Source organism: Kitasatospora papulosa, from assembly GCF_000717245.1.
Classification (GTDB): Bacteria; Actinomycetota; Actinomycetes; order Streptomycetales; family Streptomycetaceae; genus Streptomyces; species Streptomyces papulosus.
The window spans coordinates 220,202-239,217 of the sequence record NZ_JNYQ01000002.1; the positions used below are offsets into that span (position 1 = coordinate 220,202).

A 19,016-nucleotide genomic window follows, 5' to 3' on the forward strand; every position below is an offset into this window, starting at 1 on the left:
CGGTTCAGGCGTCCGGCGCCTGCTCCGTGCCGCCGTCGCCCTCGGTCCCCTTGTCGGCGACCTCCAGGCCCAGGCGCTCCACGAGCCACTTGTCGAACTCGATCGAGGCCCGCACCCAGCTGACCGTCGAGGAAACGAAGTGCTCCAGGCTGACACCGGTACCGATGAGCATCTGCGCCTCACCGACCAGCCGCACGGAGCCCGTGGCGCCCTCCTCGCCCTCGTGGGCGTGGGTGTAGACCTTGGGCCAGAGGGTGCGGCGGTTCCAGTCGTCGATCGCGTCGAGCAGAACGGGACGCTGGTCCAGGTCGTGGGGGCGGTCGTAGAAGGTCCGGACCGAGAAGACCTGCTGCTCCTCCTCGCCGCGGAACATGAAGTACGTCCGGAAGTCTTCCCATGGCGCGGCGAGGTCGCCCTCGTCGTCGACGACGAACTTCAGCTCCATCTGCTCGAGAAGCTGCTTGACGAGGTCCTGGTCGGGGACCACGGGGCCCTCGGGTCCTGTCGCCTGGGGTTCGGGCTGGCCCCCGAAGTTGGGGATCGAGGACGGGTCGATAGACATCGCTGGGTACTCCTGTGGATCGCACGTGGTTGCCTGGCTCCGACCCTAGCCGCGATCGCGGCCGGTAGTCCTACGCGCTCAGGGGAATCGTCCCCGCGCTCGTTCCCCTGGCCCGCGACCAGGAAACCGCGACCAGGACGGCGAGGAGCGTTCCCACCAGCCCGGCACCCCCGATCGTCTGCGCCGAGGACCCGGAGAGCTCCGCCGCGAGACCACCCCCAGCGACGCCGATGCCCTGCATGGCGGTCAGCCCCGACCTCGCCAGTCCCAGTGCCTGACCGCGCTGGTCGGCGGGGGTGAGCAGGACGAAGGTCGCCCCCGCGGTGATCTGGTACGCGGAGCAGATGCCCGAGACCAGCAGCACCAGCAGGGCCACGCCCACCCCGGGGCCGGCCCAGTAGACGACCAGCGGAAGGTTCGCGCCCACCGCGAGCGGTCCGAGCAGCCGCCGGCGACGCTCCGCGTCGAACACCGGGCGCCCCAGGAGCGCCGCGCCGAGGACCATACCGGCGGGGTGCGCGGCGAGCAGCAGGCCCACCGACGCGGCGCCCGATCCGGCCTCCTCCGCGAAGGGAGCGGCCAGGCCCTCCGGCAGCACGATGAACCCGGCGAGCCAGCCGAGCGCCACCAGGGACCGCAGCCTGGGGTCCGACCAGATCAGCGCGGCGGCCTTCCCCACCTGGGTGTGCATCCGCTTCGGCGCCGCGCCGGCGACGGTGTCCACCGGACGGGCCTTCACGCCCAGCCTGATCAGCACCGCGGAGACCAGGAACGTCAGTGCGTTCAGCCCCAGCGCGAGGTGGCTGCCCAGCCATACGACGAGCACCCCGCCGAGGGCGAAGCCCACCAGCTGTCCCGCCTGGTGGGTGATCATCATGACCCGCTGTCCCCGCTCGTACAGGCGCCCGCCGAGGACGACCGGCATCAGGGCCCCCTGCGACGCCCCGAAGGGCGCCTCGGCGAGCTGTGCCAGCACCAGCAGGCCGGCCAGCAGCGGCAGCGGCGTGCCGGGCAGGGCCATCAGTCCGACGAGGACCGCGCGCAGCAGGTCGCACCCCATCATGACCGTGCGCCGGGGGAAGCGGTCGGCGAGACCGGAGAGCAGCACCCCGGACAGCAGGGCGGGCAGGCTCGTCAGCGCGTAGGTCGCGGCGGTCCAGCCCGCCGACTCGGTGCGGTCGAACACCAGCAGGGACAGGGCCACCCGCGCCAGCTGATCACCCAGAACGGACTGGGCATATGCCGCCCACAACGTACGGAATTCGCTCAGGCGAATAAGGCCGGCACTTCCCTCGCCCTTCGGCTCCGCACTCGCCTCACCGGGTATTCGCTCCGTCATGCGCGTACCTTACCGGTTTCCCAATTCGATACAGCCGCCCTCACCGCTCGGACGAAAAGAGCCCGGAGTGTCCCGGTATCGCGGCAGCACAATCGCCCGCGCGACCTTCACTCGGGCCACAGGCAAGGGATAAGATATGTACCGGCCGGGTACAAATAACGGCCCGCCGAACCGTTCCGCATCCGTCGTTCAGCCATGTGACGGAAATTTTCGGCTCATATTTGCGGACGGCCCGAAGACGTATGCGTGCCAAATGCACACACCAATACGCACAGGGGGCGGACAGATGTCCCCGGCCGGGACGCGAGGCCGTCCGGCCGGGGACACGGGGGAACCGGCTACAGGGTCTTCGGCGCCGGAGCGGGACCCACGGTCAGTCCGTCGCCGGCCCGGTCCACACGGACCGTGTCGCCGTCCCTGACCTCGCCGGCGAGGATCTCCCTGGCGAGCCGGTCGCCGATCGCGGTCTGGATCAGGCGGCGCAGCGGCCGGGCGCCGTACGCCGGGTCGTTGCCCTCCTCGGCCAGCCAGGCCAGGGCGTCCGGGGTGACGTCCAGCCGGATGCGGCGGTCGGCCAGCCGGTCGGCGAGACGGGCCACCTGGAGCCCCGCGATGTGGGCCAGCTCGTCCCCGGAGAGGGCGGAGAAGACGACCAGGTCGTCGAGCCGGTTGAGGAACTCCGGCTTGAACGAGGCGCGTACGACGTCCAGCACCCGCTCCTTCTTCACCTCGGGCCCGGTCAGCGGGTCGACCAGGAACTGACTGCCCAGGTTCGACGTGAGGACCAGGATGGTGTTGCGGAAGTCCACCGTCCGGCCCTGACCGTCGGTGAGCCGGCCGTCGTCGAGCACCTGGAGCAGGATGTCGAAGACCTCGGGGTGGGCCTTCTCGACCTCGTCCAGCAGCACGACGCTGTACGGGCGGCGGCGCACCGCCTCCGTGAGCTGGCCGCCCTCCTCGTAGCCGACGTAGCCGGGCGGGGCACCGACGAGCCGGGCGACGCTGTGCTTCTCGCCGTACTCGCTCATGTCGATGCGGATCATGGCCCGCTCGTCGTCGAAGAGGAAGTCCGCGAGCGCCTTGGCCAGCTCCGTCTTGCCGACCCCGGTCGGGCCGAGGAAGAGGAACGAGCCGGTGGGCCGGTCGGGGTCGGCGATCCCGGCGCGGGTGCGGCGTACGGCGTCCGACACGGCCCGGACGGCCTCGCCCTGCCCGATCAGCCGCCTGCCCAGCTCGGACTCCATGCGCAGGAGCTTCTGCGTCTCGCCCTCCAGCAGGCGTCCGGCCGGGATGCCGGTCCACGCGCCGACGACGTCGGCGATGTCGTCCGGGCCGACCTCCTCCTTGACCATGGTGTCGACGGCGGCCTCCTGCTCGGCCTCGTCCGCCTCGGCCAGCTCGCGCTCCAGTCCGGGGATCTCGCCGTAGAGCAGCTTGGACGCGGTGTCGAAGTCTCCGTCGCGCTGGGCACGCTCGGCCTGGCCGCGCAGTTCGTCGAGGCGTTCCTTCAGCTCGCCGACGCGGTTCAGGCCCTGCTTCTCCTTCTCCCAGCGGGCGGTCAGACCGCGCAGCTCCTCCTCCTTGTCGGCGAGGTCGCGGCGGATCTTCTCGAGCCGCTGCTTGGAGCCCTGGTCGGTCTCGTTCCTGAGCGCCAGCTCCTCCATGTGCAGCCGGTCCACGGAGCGCTGGAGCTCGTCGATCTCCAGGGGCGAGGAGTCGATCTCCATGCGGAGCCGGGAGGCCGCCTCGTCGACGAGGTCGATCGCCTTGTCGGGGAGGAAGCGGGAGGTGATGTAGCGGTCCGAGAGGGTCGCGGCGGCCACCAGCGAGGAGTCGGCGATCTGGACCTTGTGGTGTGCCTCGTAGCGGCCCTTGAGGCCACGCAGGATCGCGATGGTGTCCTCGACGGACGGCTCGGCCACCAGGACCTGCTGGAAGCGGCGTTCCAGGGCGGGGTCCTTCTCGATGCGCTCGCGGTACTCGTCGAGCGTGGTGGCGCCGACCATCCGCAGCTCACCGCGGGCGAGCATCGGCTTCAGCATGTTGCCCGCGTCCATCGCGGAGTCGCCGCCCGCGCCCGCGCCGACGACCGTGTGCAGCTCGTCGATGAAGGTGATGATCTGCCCGTCGCTCTCCTTGATCTCGGAGAGGACGGTCTTCAGGCGTTCCTCGAACTCGCCGCGGTACTTGGCACCCGCGACCATCGCGCCCAGGTCCAGGGAGACGAGCCGCTTGTTCCGCAGGGACTCGGGGACGTCGCCCTTGACGATGCGCTGGGCGAGCCCCTCGACCACGGCCGTCTTGCCGACGCCGGGCTCACCGATGAGCACGGGGTTGTTCTTCGTACGGCGCGACAGCACCTGCACGACCCGGCGGATCTCCTGGTCACGGCCGATGACCGGGTCGAGCTTGCCCTCGCGGGCGGCCGCGGTGAAGTCGGTGCCGAACTTCTCCAGCGCCTTGTACTGGCCTTCGGGGTCGGGAGTGGTCACCCGGCGCCCTCCCCTGCTCTTCTCGAATGCGTCCAGCAGCTTCTTCGCGCCGGCTCCCTGCCCGTCGAGGATCTCACCGGCGCGGCCGCCCTTCGCCGCGACGGCGATGAGCAGGTGCTCGGTGGAGAGGTAGTCGTCACCGAGCTCCTTGGCGCGCCGGTCGGCGTCGGCGAGGACGGCGAGCAGCTCGCGGCTGGGCTGCGGCGGCGCGACGGTCGACCCGGTGACGCTGGGCAGCGCACCGAGGAGCCGCTCGGTCTCCTCGCGCACGACCACCTGGTCGGCCTCGACGGAGGCCAGCAGATCGGTGATGTTGGCGTTGTCCTCGCCCGCGAGCAACGCCAGCAGCAGGTGCCCGGGGGTCAGGTCCGGGTGTCCGTCCTTGACGGCCCTTGCGGTGGCCGCGTTGAGGGCGTCCCGGCTCTTGTTGGTCAGCTCGGCGTCCACGGGCGCTGTCTCCTCCTCGTTCGGGGTGCTTCTCGGAACTTTGACTCGAACAACGGGTACAAAGTTGAGTCTATTCCACTCAAGGCTGCTCGGGCACCTCCCCGGGCCGCCCACGCGCACTCTCTCTAGGCTGACCCCATGCCTGACGTACGCAACCCCGGCCCCGAGTACCTCGCCTTCTGGCGCGAGCGCCACGTGTGCACCCTGACCACGCTCCGTCCTGACGGCACACCGCACGTGGTGCCCGTCGGCGTGACCTACGACCCGGAGACACGCATCGCCCGTGTCATCACGGGCGGGAACACCAGGAAGGCCGCCCACGTCATGGCGGCGGGCCCCGAGGGGGCACGGGTCGCGGTCTGCCAGATGCAGGGGCGCCGCTGGGCGACCCTGGAGGGCCGCGCGGTGGTGCGCACGGAGCCCGAGGAGGTCGAGGACGCGGTACGCCGCTACGCGGAGCGCTACGAGCGCACGCCACGCCACAACCCGGAGCGGGTCGTCATCGAGATCGCCGTGGACAGGGCGCTCGGAAAGGGCTGAGGAATTCAAGCCCGGTAATTCCGGGCAGCACAACGGCGCCACCGTGTTCAGGTCACGATGGCGCCGTTGTGTGGGGGAAGTGCCGGAACGATATGGAACGACGGGGGAATCGTTCAGGCACTGCGGGGGGTGGCGGAAATGGTTTCTGGTTCGAACAGCTCGTGGTCGCGCTGATCGAGATTCACGAAAATCATGCCGTATCTCACGGCACATCGAACGGGCTGCGGCGCTCCGCGGGGCCGGCGAAGACAGCGATAGGCGCGGATGTCGTCATCCGTTTCCATCACGACGACGATCGGCTCTCCGAACAGGGTGACCATCAACGAATCGCCCTGGCGGGTAAGTGCCGTGAGCAGATCGATGAAATGCCACCCTGAGCGATACGCCGTGGCCATCTCCCGTCGGAAGGTCCGGTCGTCCGGCGGGGTGGTCATGCCACAGGGCCGGTCGGAGCCACACCCCACGTGATGTCACCCGAGGCCGCACCCCACGTGATGTCGGTCGGAGCCGCACCCCACGTGATGTCGCCCGAGTCCGCACCCCACGTGATGTCGGTCGGAGCCGCACCCCATGTGATGTCACCGGGCACTGCCGTCGCCTGCTCTGCCTGTGCAGCCCCCCAGGTGATGTCCTGGACACCCAACGCACCGTAGGCCAGGGCCCCCACGAAAGCTGTGGCAAGCACCGAGCGAAGCATTCGCTTAGACATTTCGGCTTCGTCCTCACTTGATGGATTCATCTCCCCCGCTCTCAAGACGATGTCTCACGCGGACACGCAAGCACCACTGGATCGATGCATCATGTTCTTGCACGTTCAGGAACATGGGGGGTGGAGATATGGATACATGTGACTCAAATGGGGCGCATCGGCACGGGATCACCCAACTATGCGATGCGGGGCAGCGTCTCTACGCGAGCGCGCTGCGCTCCGGCCGCATACCGCGTTCGGAGGTGGAGCCCGCTCCGTGCCTGATGGACTTCGCCCTGCTCCACCCGGACCCCGACGACCCCGACTGGCTACGCCCCGTACCTCCGTCGGCGGCCCTCGCCCAGCGGCTGCACCCCATCGAGAGGGAGATCCAGGAGCGTCGGCGCCATTCCCTGGAGCTCACCGAGTCCTTCGAACCTTTCATGGACATCAGCGCGCAGGATCCGCCCACGACGCACGCAATCACCGTGCTCGAAGGCGGCACCCGCATCAACGCGGCGATCGACGTGGCCACGGCCGAATGCCGTAGCGAGGTGCTCACCGTGCAGCCCGGAGGGGTGCGCAGCGAGGACATCCTCAGCAAGGGCCTGGAGCGCGGCACCGCCGTGGTGGACCGCGGAGTCAGCATCCGCACCCTCTACCAGCACACGGTCCGCCATCACCACGGGACGTTCGCGTACGCGGAGCGGCTGGCCGAGGGCGTCGAGATCCGTACGCTGGAGGAACTCGTGCAGCGCATGCTCATCTTCGACCGCGCCGTCGCCTTCATCCCCGCGCAGGACGACCTGACGGTCGCGCTGGAGCTCCGGCACCCGGGTCTCGTCTCCTACCTGATCAACGTCTTCGAGCAGCTCTGGCAACGCGCCACCCCGCTGCTGGAGGACGTCTCGTACACCCCGACCCCCGCCGGGATCAGCGGGGTCCAGCGTTCCATCGCCCAACTGCTGGTCGAGGGGCACGTCGACGATTCGATAGCCCGTCGGCTCGGCATGAACGTCCGCACCTGCCGGGCGCACATAGCCAAGCTCAACGCGGCGCTCGGCAGCGGCAGTCGGGCTCAGCTCGGCTACCTCATCTCACAGTCGGGAATCCTGGACCAGAAGAACTGACGGACGATGCCTCGCCGGAGCGAGGCGCCGCCGCTCCACGACGGCGGCGGGCCGGACACCCGGGCGGGGCCCCACGACCGCAACACGTCCACACTCCACCCGGACACTAGGCTTGCGCCACCGGCAACTTGTTGCAGCGTACGAAGCGGGGGGCTCCCAGATGGGAACAGAACCGGTGCAACCGCCGCACAACCACGGCCCCGGAGAACTCTGCGCCCCCGGACTAGCGCTGTACGAACGGGCTCTGCGACAGGGGCGGATCGCCCGCTCGGATGTCGACGCCGCACCCTGCCTGCCCGACCGGGCGCTGGTGCAGGCCGATCCCTGGGACGCGGAATGGCTCCGCCCCGTCCCGCCCTCGGCGGCCCTGGCCCGCCTGCTGCAGCCGCTCGCGCGCGAGATAGACGAGCGTGTGGAACGCACCCTGGACCTGACCCGGTCCCTGGCCCCCCTGGCCGCCCTGGCCCACGGCGACCCCCATCTGGCCCTCACCGTGCTGGAAGGCCCCGAGGCGATACGGACGGCCATCCACGAGGCCACCGCCCAGGCCACGGACGAGGTCCTCACGGCGCAGCCGGGGAGCACACGGCCACGCACCACCCTGCGAACGGCCCTGGACAACGCCAGGACCGCCATCGCCCGGGGTGCCGGGCTCCGTCACATCTACCAGCATCCGGCGCGCTACAGCACCCAGGTCAGGGACTACCTGCGGCAGGTTCCCGCGGAGTCCCTCGATGTCCGGACCACCGAACTGACCGTGGAGCGGCTGCTCATCTTCGACCGCCGGGTGGCCTTCATCCCGGCCACCGCCGACCGCAGCGCGGCGCTGGAGATCCGCCACCCCGCCCTCGTCCGCTACCTCGTCCAGGTCTACGAGGTCCTCTGGACGCAGGCGACCCCGCTCACCAGGCAGCTGCCCACGACGGCCCCGGGCGTCCAGGTCACGGCCGTCCAGCAGAGCATCGCCCGGCTCCTCAGCCAGGGCCATGTCGACGACGCGGTGGCACGGAAGCTGGGCATCAGTGTCCGCACCTGCCGTGCCCACATCGCCAAGCTGATGCAGGCCCTGGGCGCCGACAGCCGTACCCATCTCGGGGCCCTCATCGTGCGGTCCGGCATCGTCGACGAGGCGACCGCCCCGGGCACGCGGAAAGGGCCCGCCTCCGAGTCGTGAGACTCGGTGCGGGCCCTTTCCTGCCGACTCAGTCCTTGGGCCTCTTGGGCCGCCAGACCACCAGCGCGCTCGTCTGCTGCACGTCCTGGTACGGCACCAGGTCACGCCGGTAGGAGGCGTGCACCTGGGCCTCACGCTGCTGCATGGCCACGGCCGCGCCGTCCACCGCCGCGGAGAGCTCGGCGACGCGCTGCTGGAGCGCGGCGACCTGGTTCTCCAGCTCGATGATCCGCTTGATACCCGCGAGGTTGATGCCCTCGTCCTGCGACAACTGCTGCACGGTGCGCAGGAGTTCGATGTCACGGGCCGAGTAGCGCCGGCCGCGCCCGGCCGTACGGTCGGGCGAGACCAGGCCGAGACGGTCGTACTGGCGCAGTGTCTGCGGGTGCAGGCCCGAGAGCTGGGCCGCGATCGAGATCACGTAGACCGGTGATTCGTCGGTCAGCTGGTACGGATTGCGTCGACGGCCGTCCATCTCAAGCTCCCTTCGCGGCCTGGAACAGCTCTGCCCGCGGGTCCTCCCCCGCGGTCGCCTTCCGGTAGGCCTCCAGCGCGTCCTGGGCGTCCGCGCCGAGGTCCGTGGGCACGGACACCTCCACGGTGACCAGGAGGTCGCCGCGAGTGCCGTCCTTACGCACGGCGCCCTTGCCGCGGGCCCGCATCGTACGCCCGTTGGGCGTGCCCGCCGGGAGTTTCAGGGTGACCGGGGGCCCGCCGAGCGTGGGGACCTTCACCTCGCCGCCGAGCGCCGCCTCCGGGAAGGTGACGGGCACGGTGACGGTGAGGTTGTCGCCCTTGCGTCCGAACACCGGGTGGGCGTCGACGTGGACGACGACGTAGAGGTCGCCGGCCGGTCCGCCGCGCTCGCCCGGGCTGCCCTTGCCGCGCAGCCTGATCCGCTGGCCGTCCGACACCCCCGCCGGGATCCTGACCTGCATCGTGCGGGCGGACTTCGCCCGTCCGCTGCCCTTGCAGACGTCGCAGGGGTCCTGGGCGATGAGGCCCCGGCCCTTGCAGTCCACGCAGGGATCGGTCAGCGAGAAGCCGCCGCCGCTGCCGCGCGACACCTGGCCGGTGCCGACACACGTCGGGCAGACCCTCGGGGTGCCGTTCTTGTCGCCGGTGCCCGAACACGCCTTGCAGGGGGCCTGGCTGGACATACGCAACGGGACCGTGGCCCCGTCGACCGCCTCGGTGAAGCTGAGCGTCACCTCGGACTCGATGTCCTGACCGCGCCGCGGCTGGACACGGGTGCCCGCACCGCCGCGGTTGAACAGTCCGCCGAAGACGTCCCCCAGGCCGCCACCGCCGCCACCGCCGAAGCCACCGGCGCCGGCGGTCTGGCCACCGCCCGGGGCGCCTCCGAAGAGGTCGCCCAGGTCGAAGTTGAAGTTGCCGCCCGCACCGCCGGGACCGGCCCGGAACCCTCCGCTGCCGAAGAGGGCGCGCGCCTCGTCGTACTCCTTGCGCTTCTTGGGGTCGCCGAGGACGTCGTTCGCCTCGGAGATCTCCTTGAAGCGTTCCTCGGCCTTGGCGTCACCCTTGTTGGCGTCCGGGTGGTACTCGCGGGCGAGCTTCCGGTACGCCTTCTTGACCTCGGCGTCGGTGGCGTCCTTGGGGACGCCGAGAACCTTGTAGTAGTCCTTCTCGACGAAGTCCTTCGTGCTCATCGACGTCCCTCCTTCCGGACGATCGGCCGTGCGGCCGGCCCCGTGGCCGGCCGCACGCCCCGTCGGTGTTCACCGCAGTGGTCGGACGCGATGTCAGACCTCCTCGGTGCCACCGCTCTCCTCGTCGTCTGCCTTCTCTTCCTTCGCCGCCGCGGGCGTGGCGCCCGGCTGCGGCTCGGCCACGGCCACACGCGCGGGGCGGATGGTGCGCTCCCCGATGCGGTACCCGGGCTGCAGGATCGCCACGCAGGTCGTCTCGGTGACGTCCGGCGCGTACGAGTGCATCAGGGCCTCGTGGATCGTCGGGTCGAAGGGCTCGCCCTCCTTGCCGAACTGCTGGAGGCCCAGCTTCGCGACGACCGTCTCCAGGGATTCGGCCACCGACTTGAACCCGCCGACGAGCTCGCCGTGCTCACGGGCCCGGCCGACGTCGTCGAGCACGGGCAGGAGTTCGGTCAGGAGACTCGCTGCCGCGACCTCCTTGACCATCACCCGGTCGCGCTCGACGCGGCGACGGTAGTTCTGGTACTCGGCCTGAAGCCGCTGGAGGTCGCCCGTGCGCTCGGTGAGCGCGGTACGGACCTGGTCCAGCTGAGCCGTCAGTGCCGCTGTCTGCTGTACGTCCCCGGCCGGGGCCGCCGCCTCCTCCTCGGAGGGGGTGGCGGCCTTCGGCTCGGCGTCGTCGGAGCTCGCGCCGGAGGGGACGTCAGGCTTCTCGTCGAAGCCCGGAGTCTCCTCGGTCACGCCGCACCGCCCTTCGTGTCCTTCTCGTCGTCGACGATCTCGGCGTCGACGACGTCGTCGTCGGCCTTGCCCTGGGCGTCGCCCGGAGCCTCGGCACCCGGGGCCGCACCCTCGGCCTGGGTGTTGGCGTACATCGCCTGGCCCAGCTTCTGGGAGACGGCCGCGACCTTCTCGGTGGCGGTGCGGATCTCGGCGGTGTCCTCGCCCTTGAGCTTCTCCTTCAGCTCGGTGAGCGCGGTCTCCACCTCCGTCTTCACGTCGCCGGGGACCTTGTCCTCGTTGTCCTTGAGGAACTTCTCCGTCTGGTAGACGAGCTGCTCGCCCTGGTTACGGGACTCGGCGGCCTCACGACGACGGTGGTCCTCGTCGGCGTACTGCTCGGCCTCTTCGCGCATCCGGTTGACCTCGTCCTTCGGCAGCGAGGAGCCACCGGTGACGGTCATCTTCTGCTCCTTGCCGGTGCCGAGGTCCTTGGCGGCGACGTGCATGATGCCGTTGGCGTCGATGTCGAAGGCGACCTCGATCTGCGGCACGCCACGCGGGGCCGGCGGCAGACCGGTGAGCTCGAACATCCCGAGCTTCTTGTTGTACGCCGCGATCTCGCGCTCGCCCTGGTAGACCTGGATCTGCACGGACGGCTGGTTGTCCTCGGCCGTCGTGAAGATCTCGGAACGCTTGGTCGGGATCGTGGTGTTGCGCTCGATGAGCTTCGTCATGATCCCTCCCTTGGTCTCGATACCGAGGGACAGCGGGGTCACGTCGAGGAGCAGGACGTCCTTGACCTCGCCCTTGAGGACACCGGCCTGGAGCGAGGCGCCGATGGCGACGACCTCGTCCGGGTTCACACCCTTGTTGGCGTCCTGACCGCCCGTGAGCTCCTTGACGAGCTCGGCGACGGCCGGCATACGGGTCGAGCCACCGACGAGAACGACGTGGTCGATCTCGGAGAGCTGGATGCCCGCGTCCTTGATGACGTTGTGGAACGGGTTCTTGCAGCGGTCCAGGAGGTCCGCGGTCAGCTGCTGGAACTGCGAGCGCGTGAGCTTCTCGTCCAGGTGCAGCGGGCCCTCGGCGGACGCCGTGATGTAGGGGAGGTTGATCGTGGTCTCGGTCGAGGACGAGAGCTCGATCTTCGCCTTCTCCGCGGCCTCGCGGAGACGCTGGAGAGCCATTTTGTCCTTGGACAGGTCCACGCCGTGGCCGTTGGCGAACTGCTTCACCAGGTAGTCGACGACCCGCTGGTCCCAGTCGTCACCACCGAGGTGGTTGTCACCGTTGGTGGCCTTCACCTCGACGACGCCGTCACCGATCTCCAGGAGCGACACGTCGAAGGTGCCGCCACCGAGGTCGAAGACGAGGATCGTCTGGTCGTCCTTGTCGAGGCCGTACGCCAGGGCGGCGGCGGTCGGCTCGTTGACGATGCGCAGGACGTTCAGGCCCGCGATCTCACCGGCCTCCTTGGTCGCCTGACGCTCGGAGTCGTTGAAGTACGCCGGAACGGTGATCACCGCGTCGGCGACCTTCTCGCCCAGGTAGGACTCGGCGTCGCGCTTCAGCTTCTGCAGGATGAAGGCGCTCATCTGCTGCGGGTTGAAGTTCTTGCCGTCGATCTCGATCTTCCAGTCAGTGCCCATGTGGCGCTTGACCGAACGGATCGTCCTGTCGACGTTGGTGACCGCCTGGCGCTTGGCGACCTCGCCGACGAGCACCTCGCCGTTCTTGGCGAAGGCGACGACGGACGGCGTGGTCCTGGCGCCTTCGGCGTTGGTGATGACGGTGGGCTCGCCGCCTTCGAGAACGCTGACGACGGAGTTAGTCGTGCCCAGGTCGATGCCGACCGCACGTGCCATTTCAATTCCTCCAACTGACTACTTGAGTGGATCTGACTCAAGGATGCACGACACCCACCCCGGAGTCAAAGGACCTGAGCCACTTACGCTCAACTTATGTGCTCACACATGCCCTGAGCAGGCAATTCTCGTATGGAGTGGTGACGAAGCCGCACCGGGAGCGGCGGCCTCAACCCGCTCCGACCCCCGGACCCGCGACACCTTCCCGGCGTGGCGCGCCGCACACACCCACCCACCATCGCACCGTGGGATCGTTCTGTCACAAAATGCATCGAGACGGTCATACCGTCACGTCATCGACTCCGGGCAGGCGCAATGCGGAACGCGAGGCAGACTGCGGCACGAGGTGGACGGCGCCCCACCGCGCCGAGGGCCGGCCCGTCACCGGCGACCGTGGCGGCCCGGCGCCTCGCCCTGGTGGCGGACCGCGCCGCGCGCGCACTGGGGACCCTGACCGTCAAACGGACCCTGGACCTGGTGCTCGGCTCGACGCTCCTGCTCCTGGCGGCCCCGGCACTCACCCTGGGCGCCCTGGCCCTGGCGCTCCGCGCACCTGCCGGCAGAAGGGGCGGCCGGAGCGGCGTACTGAGGCGCGAGGTACGGGTCGGCCTCGGCGGCCGGACCTTCGAACTGCGCTCACTGCGCACCCGGCGGTTCCGGCTGGACCTGCTCTCCCGGCTGCCCCATGTCGTACAGGGGGAGCTCTCCCTCGTCGGCCCGGCCCCGCTCACCCCGGAGGAGTCCGCCGCCCTGGGTGCCGCCGCCGGGCGGTGGCGGGAGCGGCTGCGGCCCGGACTGACCGGCCTGGCCCAGGTCAGGGCACGCTCCGGAATGCCCTGGGACGAACCCGCCCTCCTCGACGCGCACTACGCAGAGCATCATGGGACCGGGCTCGACCTGGCGATCCTGGCGCACTCCGCACGCATCCCCCTCCGGGCGGCGGTACGTGGACTGCGGCTCCCGGGAAAGGCTCACCTGAGCGACACAGATCACCGACTGCCCGGCTACAGCGTGGCGGAATAAGTGGATAGTGTCAGCACAGACTGATTAAGTTACTGCTTAGTAATCGCTTGTACGCGCTGGATCCCACCCTCGCAGGCCCGAGGAGCCCCCAAATGCAACTCGCCGCGATCATCGTGTCGCTGGTTCTGATCGTGGTCGGCGTGGCACTTTTCGCCCGCGCCCTCCTGCAGATCTACACCTTCATGCGGCTCGGCCAGAACGTGCCCGCGGGCACCCGCACCGATGAGCCCGTACAACGCACCGTCACCGTGGCCAAGGAGTTCCTCGGCCACACCCGCATGAACCGCTGGGGCATCGTCGGTGTCGCGCACTGGTTCGTGGCGGTGGGCTTCTTCTCGCTGCTGCTGACGATCGTCAACGCCGTCGGCCAGCTGTTCCAGGCCGACTGGCTGCTCCCGATCGTCGGCGAGTGGGCTCCGTACAACGTCTTCGTCGAGTTCATCGGCACGATGACGGTGCTCGGCATCGTGGTCCTGATCGTGATCCGCCAGCTCAGCAGGCCGGACAAGCCGGGGCGCAAGTCCCGCTTCGCGGGCTCCAACTTCGGCCAGGCGTACTTCGTCGAGGCCGTCATCCTCATCGTCGGCGTCTGCATCTTCATGCTCCACGCCCTCGAAGGCGCCCAGCACCACGTGGACAGCTACGAGGCGTCGTTCTTCATCTCGTACCCGGTGGTCTCCTGGCTCGAGGGCATGGACGTCTCCACGCTCCAGAACCTCACCTACTTCTTCGCCGGGCTGAAGATCGCGACCTCCTTCATCTGGATGATCACGGTCGCCCTGAAGACCGACATGGGTGTCGCCTGGCACCGCTTCCTCGCCTTCCCGAACATCTGGTTCAAGCGGAACGCCGGCGGCGCGGTCTCGCTCGGCGCGCTGCTGCCGATGACCTCGGGCGGCAAGGAGATCGACTGGGAGGACCCGGGCGAGGACGACACCTTCGGTGTCTCCCAGGTCGAGCAGTTCTCCTGGAAGGGCATCCTCGACTTCTCCACGTGCACCGAGTGCGGCCGCTGCCAGTCGCAGTGCCCCGCCTGGAACACCGGAAAGCCACTGTCCCCGAAGCTCCTGATCATGTCCCTGCGCGACCACGCGCACGCCAAGGCCCCCTATCTGCTGGCCGGCGGCGGCAAGGACATGGAGGGCAACGAGAAGGCCACGGAGGAGCAGCTCAAGGACGTTTCCGCGGCCGCCCTCGCGGAGGCCGAGCGCCCGCTGATCGGTACCGCCGAGGAGAACGGCGTCATCGACCCGGACGTGCTGTGGTCCTGCACCACCTGCGGTGCGTGCGTGGAACAGTGCCCGGTCGACATCGAGCACATCGACCACATCGTCGACATGCGTCGCTACCAGGTGATGATCGAGTCCGCGTTCCCGTCCGAGGCGGGCACGATGCTCAAGAACCTGGAGAAGAAGGGCAACCCCTGGGGGCTCGCCAAGAAGCAGCGCGTCGAGTGGACCAAGGAGGTCGACTTCGAGGTCCCGATCGTCGGCAAGGACGTCGAGGACCTCAGCGAGATCGACTACCTGTACTGGGTCGGCTGCGCCGGCGCCCTGGAGGACCGCGCCAAGAAGACCACCAAGGCCTTCGCGGAGCTGCTCCACATCGCGGGCGTCAAGTTCGCGATCATGGGCGGCGACGAGAAGTGCACCGGTGACTCGGCCCGCCGCCTCGGCAACGAGCCGCTGTTCCAGCAGCTCGGCCAGGAGAACGTCGCGATGCTGAACATGGCGTTCGGCGAAGATGACGAGGACGACTCGACCAAGAAGTCGAAGGCGTCGAAGAAGATCGTCGCGACCTGCCCGCACTGCTTCAACACCATCGCGAACGAGTACCCGCAGCTCGGCGGCGAGTACGAGGTCATCCACCACACGCAGCTGCTCCAGCACCTGGTGGACGAGGGCAAGCTCGTGCCGGTCACCCCGGTCGAGGGCCTGATCACGTACCACGACCCCTGCTACCTGGGCCGTCACAACAAGATCTACACGCCCCCGCGCGAGATCATCGCCAAGGTCCCGGGTCTGCGGAACGAGGAGATGCACCGCCACAAGGAGCGCGGCTTCTGCTGCGGCGCCGGTGGTGCCCGGATGTGGATGGAGGAGCGGATCGGCAAGCGCATCAACAACGAGCGCGTCGACGAAGCCCTCTCGCTCAACCCGGACATCGTCTCCACCGCGTGCCCCTTCTGCCTCGTCATGCTGACCGACTCGGTCAACGGCAAGAAGAACGACGGCAAGGCGAAGGAGTCGGTGCAGGTCGTCGACGTGTCGCAGCTGCTCCTGGAGTCGGTGAAGACGCCCGCCGACCCGGCGGGCGACGAGGAGTCGGCCGACCAGCCGGAACCGGAACCCGTCCAGTAGCTGTCTCCCACCACGGAAGCGGCCGGACCTGCCTCGGGGGCAGGACCGGCCGCTTCGGTCTTCCAGGAGCCGCTCGGGGCGTTCCTGGACACCACCGGCCGCCCCGGGAGGGACGCGGACGTCACTCCGCGGGGTGGGGCCGGCCCCCCGGGGTCCCCCTAGGGGATGTCACAGCTAGGCCGCAATGGGCCCCTTGTTCCCCCGGCCCCCACACCGCACCCGCAGGGACCAGGTACGTTCGACGTGTGGCTGGATTCAGGATCGGACGCGGCCGGGACAACCGCACACCGCAACAACACCCGCAGCAGCAACAGCCGTACGGCGCACCGGCATCACCGCCGCCGCACGGCGGGCAGTCGTGGCCTCCGGCAGGAGGCGGCGGCACACCGTACAGAGGCTCCCAGGGCGCTCCGTACGGCGGCGGGCACGGCGGCAACGGACACGGGGGTGGGAACGGACACGCAGGCGGACACGGCGAACCGGAGTACTTCGGCGACCCGCACCACCAGCCCTCGCAGCACGACCCGTATGCCAACGCCCCGGGTCACACCCAGGCGTTCAGCATCCACGAGGACCCGTACGGCGACGGGAACACCTACCAGGCCGGCCAGGCCCCCGCACAGCCCTCGGGGCCCAGGCTGCACTGGAAGCAGCTGCTGAGCGGCATCGTGCTGCGGCCGGGTCCGACGTTCTGGCAGATGCGCGACTACCCCGTGTGGGGCACCGCGATCGCCGTCACGTTCGTCTACGGGCTGCTCGCGCTCTTCGGCTTCGACCAGGCGCGCGACGAGGCGATCCACGCGGAGGTCTCGACGGCCGCCCCGTACGTGATCTTCACCGGGGTCGGTTTCGTCATCGGCGGCCTGGTGCTCGGCGCCGTCACCCACACCCTGGCCCGCCAGCTCGGCGGCACGGGCGCCTGGCAGCCGACCGTGGGCCTGTCGATGCTCATCATGTCGATCACGGACGCGCCCCGCCTGATCTTCGCCCTGTTCCTCGGCGGCGAGAACTCCCTGGTGCAGATCCTCGGCTGGATCACCTGGCTGGCGGCCGGAGCGCTCTTCACATCGATGGTGAGCAAGTCGCACGACCTGCCCTGGCCGAAGGCCCTGGGCGCCTCGGCGATCCAGCTGATCGCGCTGCTCTCGATCATCAAGCTCGGCACGATCTGACCCGACCCGGTCCGACGTGCGAAGGGGCCCCGGTGCACTGCACCGGGGCCTCTCCTGCGTCCACGCACACCCCGCGGTCCGGGGCGTGCGGACGACGTCTACGAGTCGAGGACCTGGCCGTCACGGCGTACGACGGGCTTCTCCACGCTCCACGGGAAGTTGATCCACTGGTCGGTCTTCTTCCACACGTACTCGCACTTCACGAGCGACTGCGGCTTCTCGTAGATGACCGCGCTGCGCACCTCGGCCACATGGTCGATGCAGAAGTCGCGGACCAGCTTCAGCGTCTTGCCGGTGTCGGCGACGTCGTCGGCGATCAGGACCTTCTTCTGCGTGAAGTCGATGGCGTTCGGGACCGGCGCCAGCATGACCGGCATTTCCAGGGTCGTCCCGACGCCGGTGTAGAACTCGACGTTCACCAGGTGGATGTTCTTGCAGTCCAGGGCGTATGCCAGACCGCCGGCGACGAACACCCCGCCGCGCGCGATGCTCAGCACGACGTCCGGCTCGAAGCCGTCGTCGGCCACCGCCTGTGCCAGCTCACGTACGGCATGCCCGAAGGCCTCGTACGTCAGATTCTCCCGCGCTTCACCAGCCATGCCGTATCACACCTGAGTCCGATGGAAGTTCATGTAGGAACGCGAGGCGGTAGGCCCTCGCTGGCCCTGATAACGCGATCCGTAACGCTCGGATCCGTACGGGAATTCGGACGACGAGGAAAGCCGGAACATGCACAGCTGCCCGATCTTCATTCCCGGCCAGAGCTTTATCGGCAACGTCGCCAGATTGGACAATTCGAGGGTGACGTGGCCCGAGAAACCGGGGTCGATGAACCCGGCGGTGGAATGCGTCACCAGCCCGAGCCGGCCGAGCGAGCTCTTCCCCTCCAGCCGCGACGCGAGGTCGTCGGGGAGCGAGATGACCTCGTACGTCGAGGCCAGGACGAACTCCCCGGGGTGGAGGATGAACGCCTCGTCGCCGTCCGGCTCGACCTGACGGGTCAGGTCGGTCTGCTCGACGGCGGGATCGATATGCGGATAGCGGTGGTTCTCGAACACCCGGAAGTAGCGGTCCAGCCGCACGTCGATGCTCGAGGGCTGCACCATCGAAGCGTCGAACGGGTCAATGCGAACCCGCCCGGCATCGATCTCGGCCCGGAGGTCCTTATCTGAGAGAAGCACGCACCGAGGATACGCAGAACGCGCGAGTCGCCCCCAACCGGACCGCCCCGCGCGCCTGCGTCATTGCTCTAGCGCTCCTCGAACGCCACGGGAACAGCCTGCCGCAACCGAGCACAGCGCGGGCATCGGATCAGCCGCCCGGGCCCGATCCGCTGCGACCCGAGCTGCTGCATCGGGAACGACGACGCGGCAAAAACGTGCCCTTCGGCACAGCGGACGACGGTGCGCTCCATCGACTCCATCAAGTCCCTTCCCCAACCAGCTATGGACGAGACCGCCACATTAGGGGATGAACAGGACGCCACTCCAGGCGGCACTCCGCCCACCCACGCTACGCCCTCAACTCCCGCCACCCACAACCGCGTCCACCCCGCGGAACGACACACAGGCCCCACGGCGGACACGCCGGGGGCCTGCGATGGGGTACAGTGTGGGACGGTGCACAGCCGATCATCGGTGCGCTTCGCGGGTGTAGTTTAATGGTAGAACATGAGCTTCCCAAGCTCAGAGCGCGAGTTCGATTCTCGTCACCCGCTCCATGAAAAAGCCCCAGGCCAGCGGCCGGGGGCTTTCTTGCTGTTTCAGACCGGCCTGACCATCCCGTATCACCTCCGCACCTTGCCCCTCTTCCCGCTGTTCAGCGC

At 69.0% G+C, this 19,016-nt stretch carries 16 protein-coding genes and 1 tRNA gene; 7 read left to right on the plus strand and 10 right to left on the minus strand.

What is annotated here, in order from left to right:
- Nucleotides 1-4: 4 nt before the first annotated feature.
- The 3 genes from IA22_RS0106475 to clpB form a co-directional block, all read right to left on the minus strand.
- Nucleotides 5-562 (minus strand): type III secretion system chaperone family protein, encoded by a 558-nt coding sequence (locus tag IA22_RS0106475; protein ID WP_014155386.1) that lies wholly within the window; start codon nucleotides 560-562, stop codon nucleotides 5-7.
- 70 nt (nucleotides 563-632) lie between these two features.
- Complete coding sequence (locus tag IA22_RS0106480) at nucleotides 633-1,901, minus strand: MFS transporter (RefSeq protein WP_030122987.1); 1,269 nt, start codon at nucleotides 1,899-1,901, stop codon at nucleotides 633-635.
- Between the two features lie 338 nt (nucleotides 1,902-2,239).
- Nucleotides 2,240-4,840, minus strand: a complete 2,601-nt coding sequence (gene clpB / locus IA22_RS0106485) for an ATP-dependent chaperone ClpB (RefSeq protein ID WP_030122988.1) — start codon at nucleotides 4,838-4,840, stop codon at nucleotides 2,240-2,242.
- Between the two features lie 138 nt (nucleotides 4,841-4,978).
- Here clpB and IA22_RS0106490 point away from each other — a divergent pair, with 138 nt between their 5' ends.
- Nucleotides 4,979-5,380 (plus strand): pyridoxamine 5'-phosphate oxidase family protein, encoded by a 402-nt coding sequence (locus tag IA22_RS0106490; RefSeq protein WP_014155383.1) that lies wholly within the window; start codon nucleotides 4,979-4,981, stop codon nucleotides 5,378-5,380.
- A gap of 113 nt (nucleotides 5,381-5,493) precedes the next feature.
- On the opposite strand, the gene IA22_RS0106495 is transcribed toward IA22_RS0106490, so the two are convergent.
- Complete coding sequence (locus IA22_RS0106495; RefSeq protein WP_014155382.1) at nucleotides 5,494-5,814, minus strand: Rieske (2Fe-2S) protein; 321 nt, start codon at nucleotides 5,812-5,814, stop codon at nucleotides 5,494-5,496.
- Nucleotides 5,815-6,352: 538 nt separating this feature from the next.
- On the opposite strand from IA22_RS0106495, the gene IA22_RS0106505 reads away from it, so the two are divergent.
- Both IA22_RS0106505 and IA22_RS0106510 read left to right on the plus strand, forming a co-directional pair.
- Complete coding sequence (locus IA22_RS0106505) at nucleotides 6,353-7,198, plus strand: helix-turn-helix domain-containing protein (protein ID WP_030122989.1); 846 nt, start codon at nucleotides 6,353-6,355, stop codon at nucleotides 7,196-7,198.
- Nucleotides 7,199-7,358: 160 nt separating this feature from the next.
- Entirely contained in the window at nucleotides 7,359-8,372 is a 1,014-nt protein-coding gene (locus tag IA22_RS0106510) for a helix-turn-helix transcriptional regulator (RefSeq protein WP_014155379.1), read from the plus strand.
- A gap of 28 nt (nucleotides 8,373-8,400) precedes the next feature.
- Here the strand turns inward: IA22_RS0106510 and IA22_RS0106515 are convergent, their stop codons facing one another.
- From IA22_RS0106515 to dnaK, 4 genes are all read right to left on the minus strand, one after another.
- Nucleotides 8,401-8,847, minus strand: coding sequence for a heat shock protein transcriptional repressor HspR (locus tag IA22_RS0106515; RefSeq protein ID WP_014155378.1), 447 nt, complete (start codon nucleotides 8,845-8,847; stop codon nucleotides 8,401-8,403).
- Nucleotide 8,848: 1 nt separating this feature from the next.
- Complete coding sequence (gene dnaJ / locus IA22_RS0106520; RefSeq protein ID WP_014155377.1) at nucleotides 8,849-10,042, minus strand: molecular chaperone DnaJ; 1,194 nt, start codon at nucleotides 10,040-10,042, stop codon at nucleotides 8,849-8,851.
- Between the two features lie 93 nt (nucleotides 10,043-10,135).
- On the minus strand, nucleotides 10,136-10,786 hold the full coding sequence (gene grpE, locus IA22_RS0106525) for a nucleotide exchange factor GrpE (protein ID WP_014155376.1): 651 nt from the start codon (nucleotides 10,784-10,786) through the stop codon (nucleotides 10,136-10,138).
- Nucleotides 10,783-12,636: a molecular chaperone DnaK gene (gene dnaK, locus IA22_RS0106530; RefSeq protein WP_014155375.1), complete on the minus strand. Its 1,854-nt coding sequence runs from the start codon at nucleotides 12,634-12,636 to the stop codon at nucleotides 10,783-10,785. The genes grpE and dnaK overlap by 4 nt, the downstream gene beginning before the upstream one ends.
- Nucleotides 12,637-13,029: 393 nt before the next feature.
- On the opposite strand from dnaK, the gene IA22_RS0106535 reads away from it, so the two are divergent.
- From IA22_RS0106535 to IA22_RS0106545, 3 genes are all read left to right on the plus strand, one after another.
- A complete protein-coding gene (locus tag IA22_RS0106535; RefSeq protein ID WP_014155374.1) occupies nucleotides 13,030-13,659 on the plus strand; it encodes a sugar transferase in 630 nt (209 codons plus the stop codon).
- A gap of 92 nt (nucleotides 13,660-13,751) precedes the next feature.
- Nucleotides 13,752-16,019: a (Fe-S)-binding protein gene (locus IA22_RS0106540; protein ID WP_030122991.1), complete on the plus strand. Its 2,268-nt coding sequence runs from the start codon at nucleotides 13,752-13,754 to the stop codon at nucleotides 16,017-16,019.
- A 245-nt stretch (nucleotides 16,020-16,264) separates the two neighbouring features.
- Entirely contained in the window at nucleotides 16,265-17,191 is a 927-nt protein-coding gene (locus IA22_RS0106545) for a Yip1 family protein (protein WP_014155372.1), read from the plus strand.
- Between the two features lie 98 nt (nucleotides 17,192-17,289).
- Here IA22_RS0106545 and IA22_RS0106550 read toward each other — a convergent pair whose 3' ends face one another.
- Nucleotides 17,290-17,790 (minus strand): phosphoribosyltransferase, encoded by a 501-nt coding sequence (locus IA22_RS0106550; RefSeq protein WP_014155371.1) that lies wholly within the window; start codon nucleotides 17,788-17,790, stop codon nucleotides 17,290-17,292.
- A gap of 6 nt (nucleotides 17,791-17,796) precedes the next feature.
- Nucleotides 17,797-18,372, minus strand: a complete 576-nt coding sequence (gene dcd / locus IA22_RS0106555; protein ID WP_014155370.1) for a dCTP deaminase — start codon at nucleotides 18,370-18,372, stop codon at nucleotides 17,797-17,799.
- A 465-nt stretch (nucleotides 18,373-18,837) separates the two neighbouring features.
- Between dcd and IA22_RS0106565 the strand changes: the two genes are divergently transcribed.
- Nucleotides 18,838-18,911, plus strand: a tRNA-Gly gene (locus IA22_RS0106565).
- The last annotated feature ends 105 nt before the right edge of the window (nucleotides 18,912-19,016 follow it).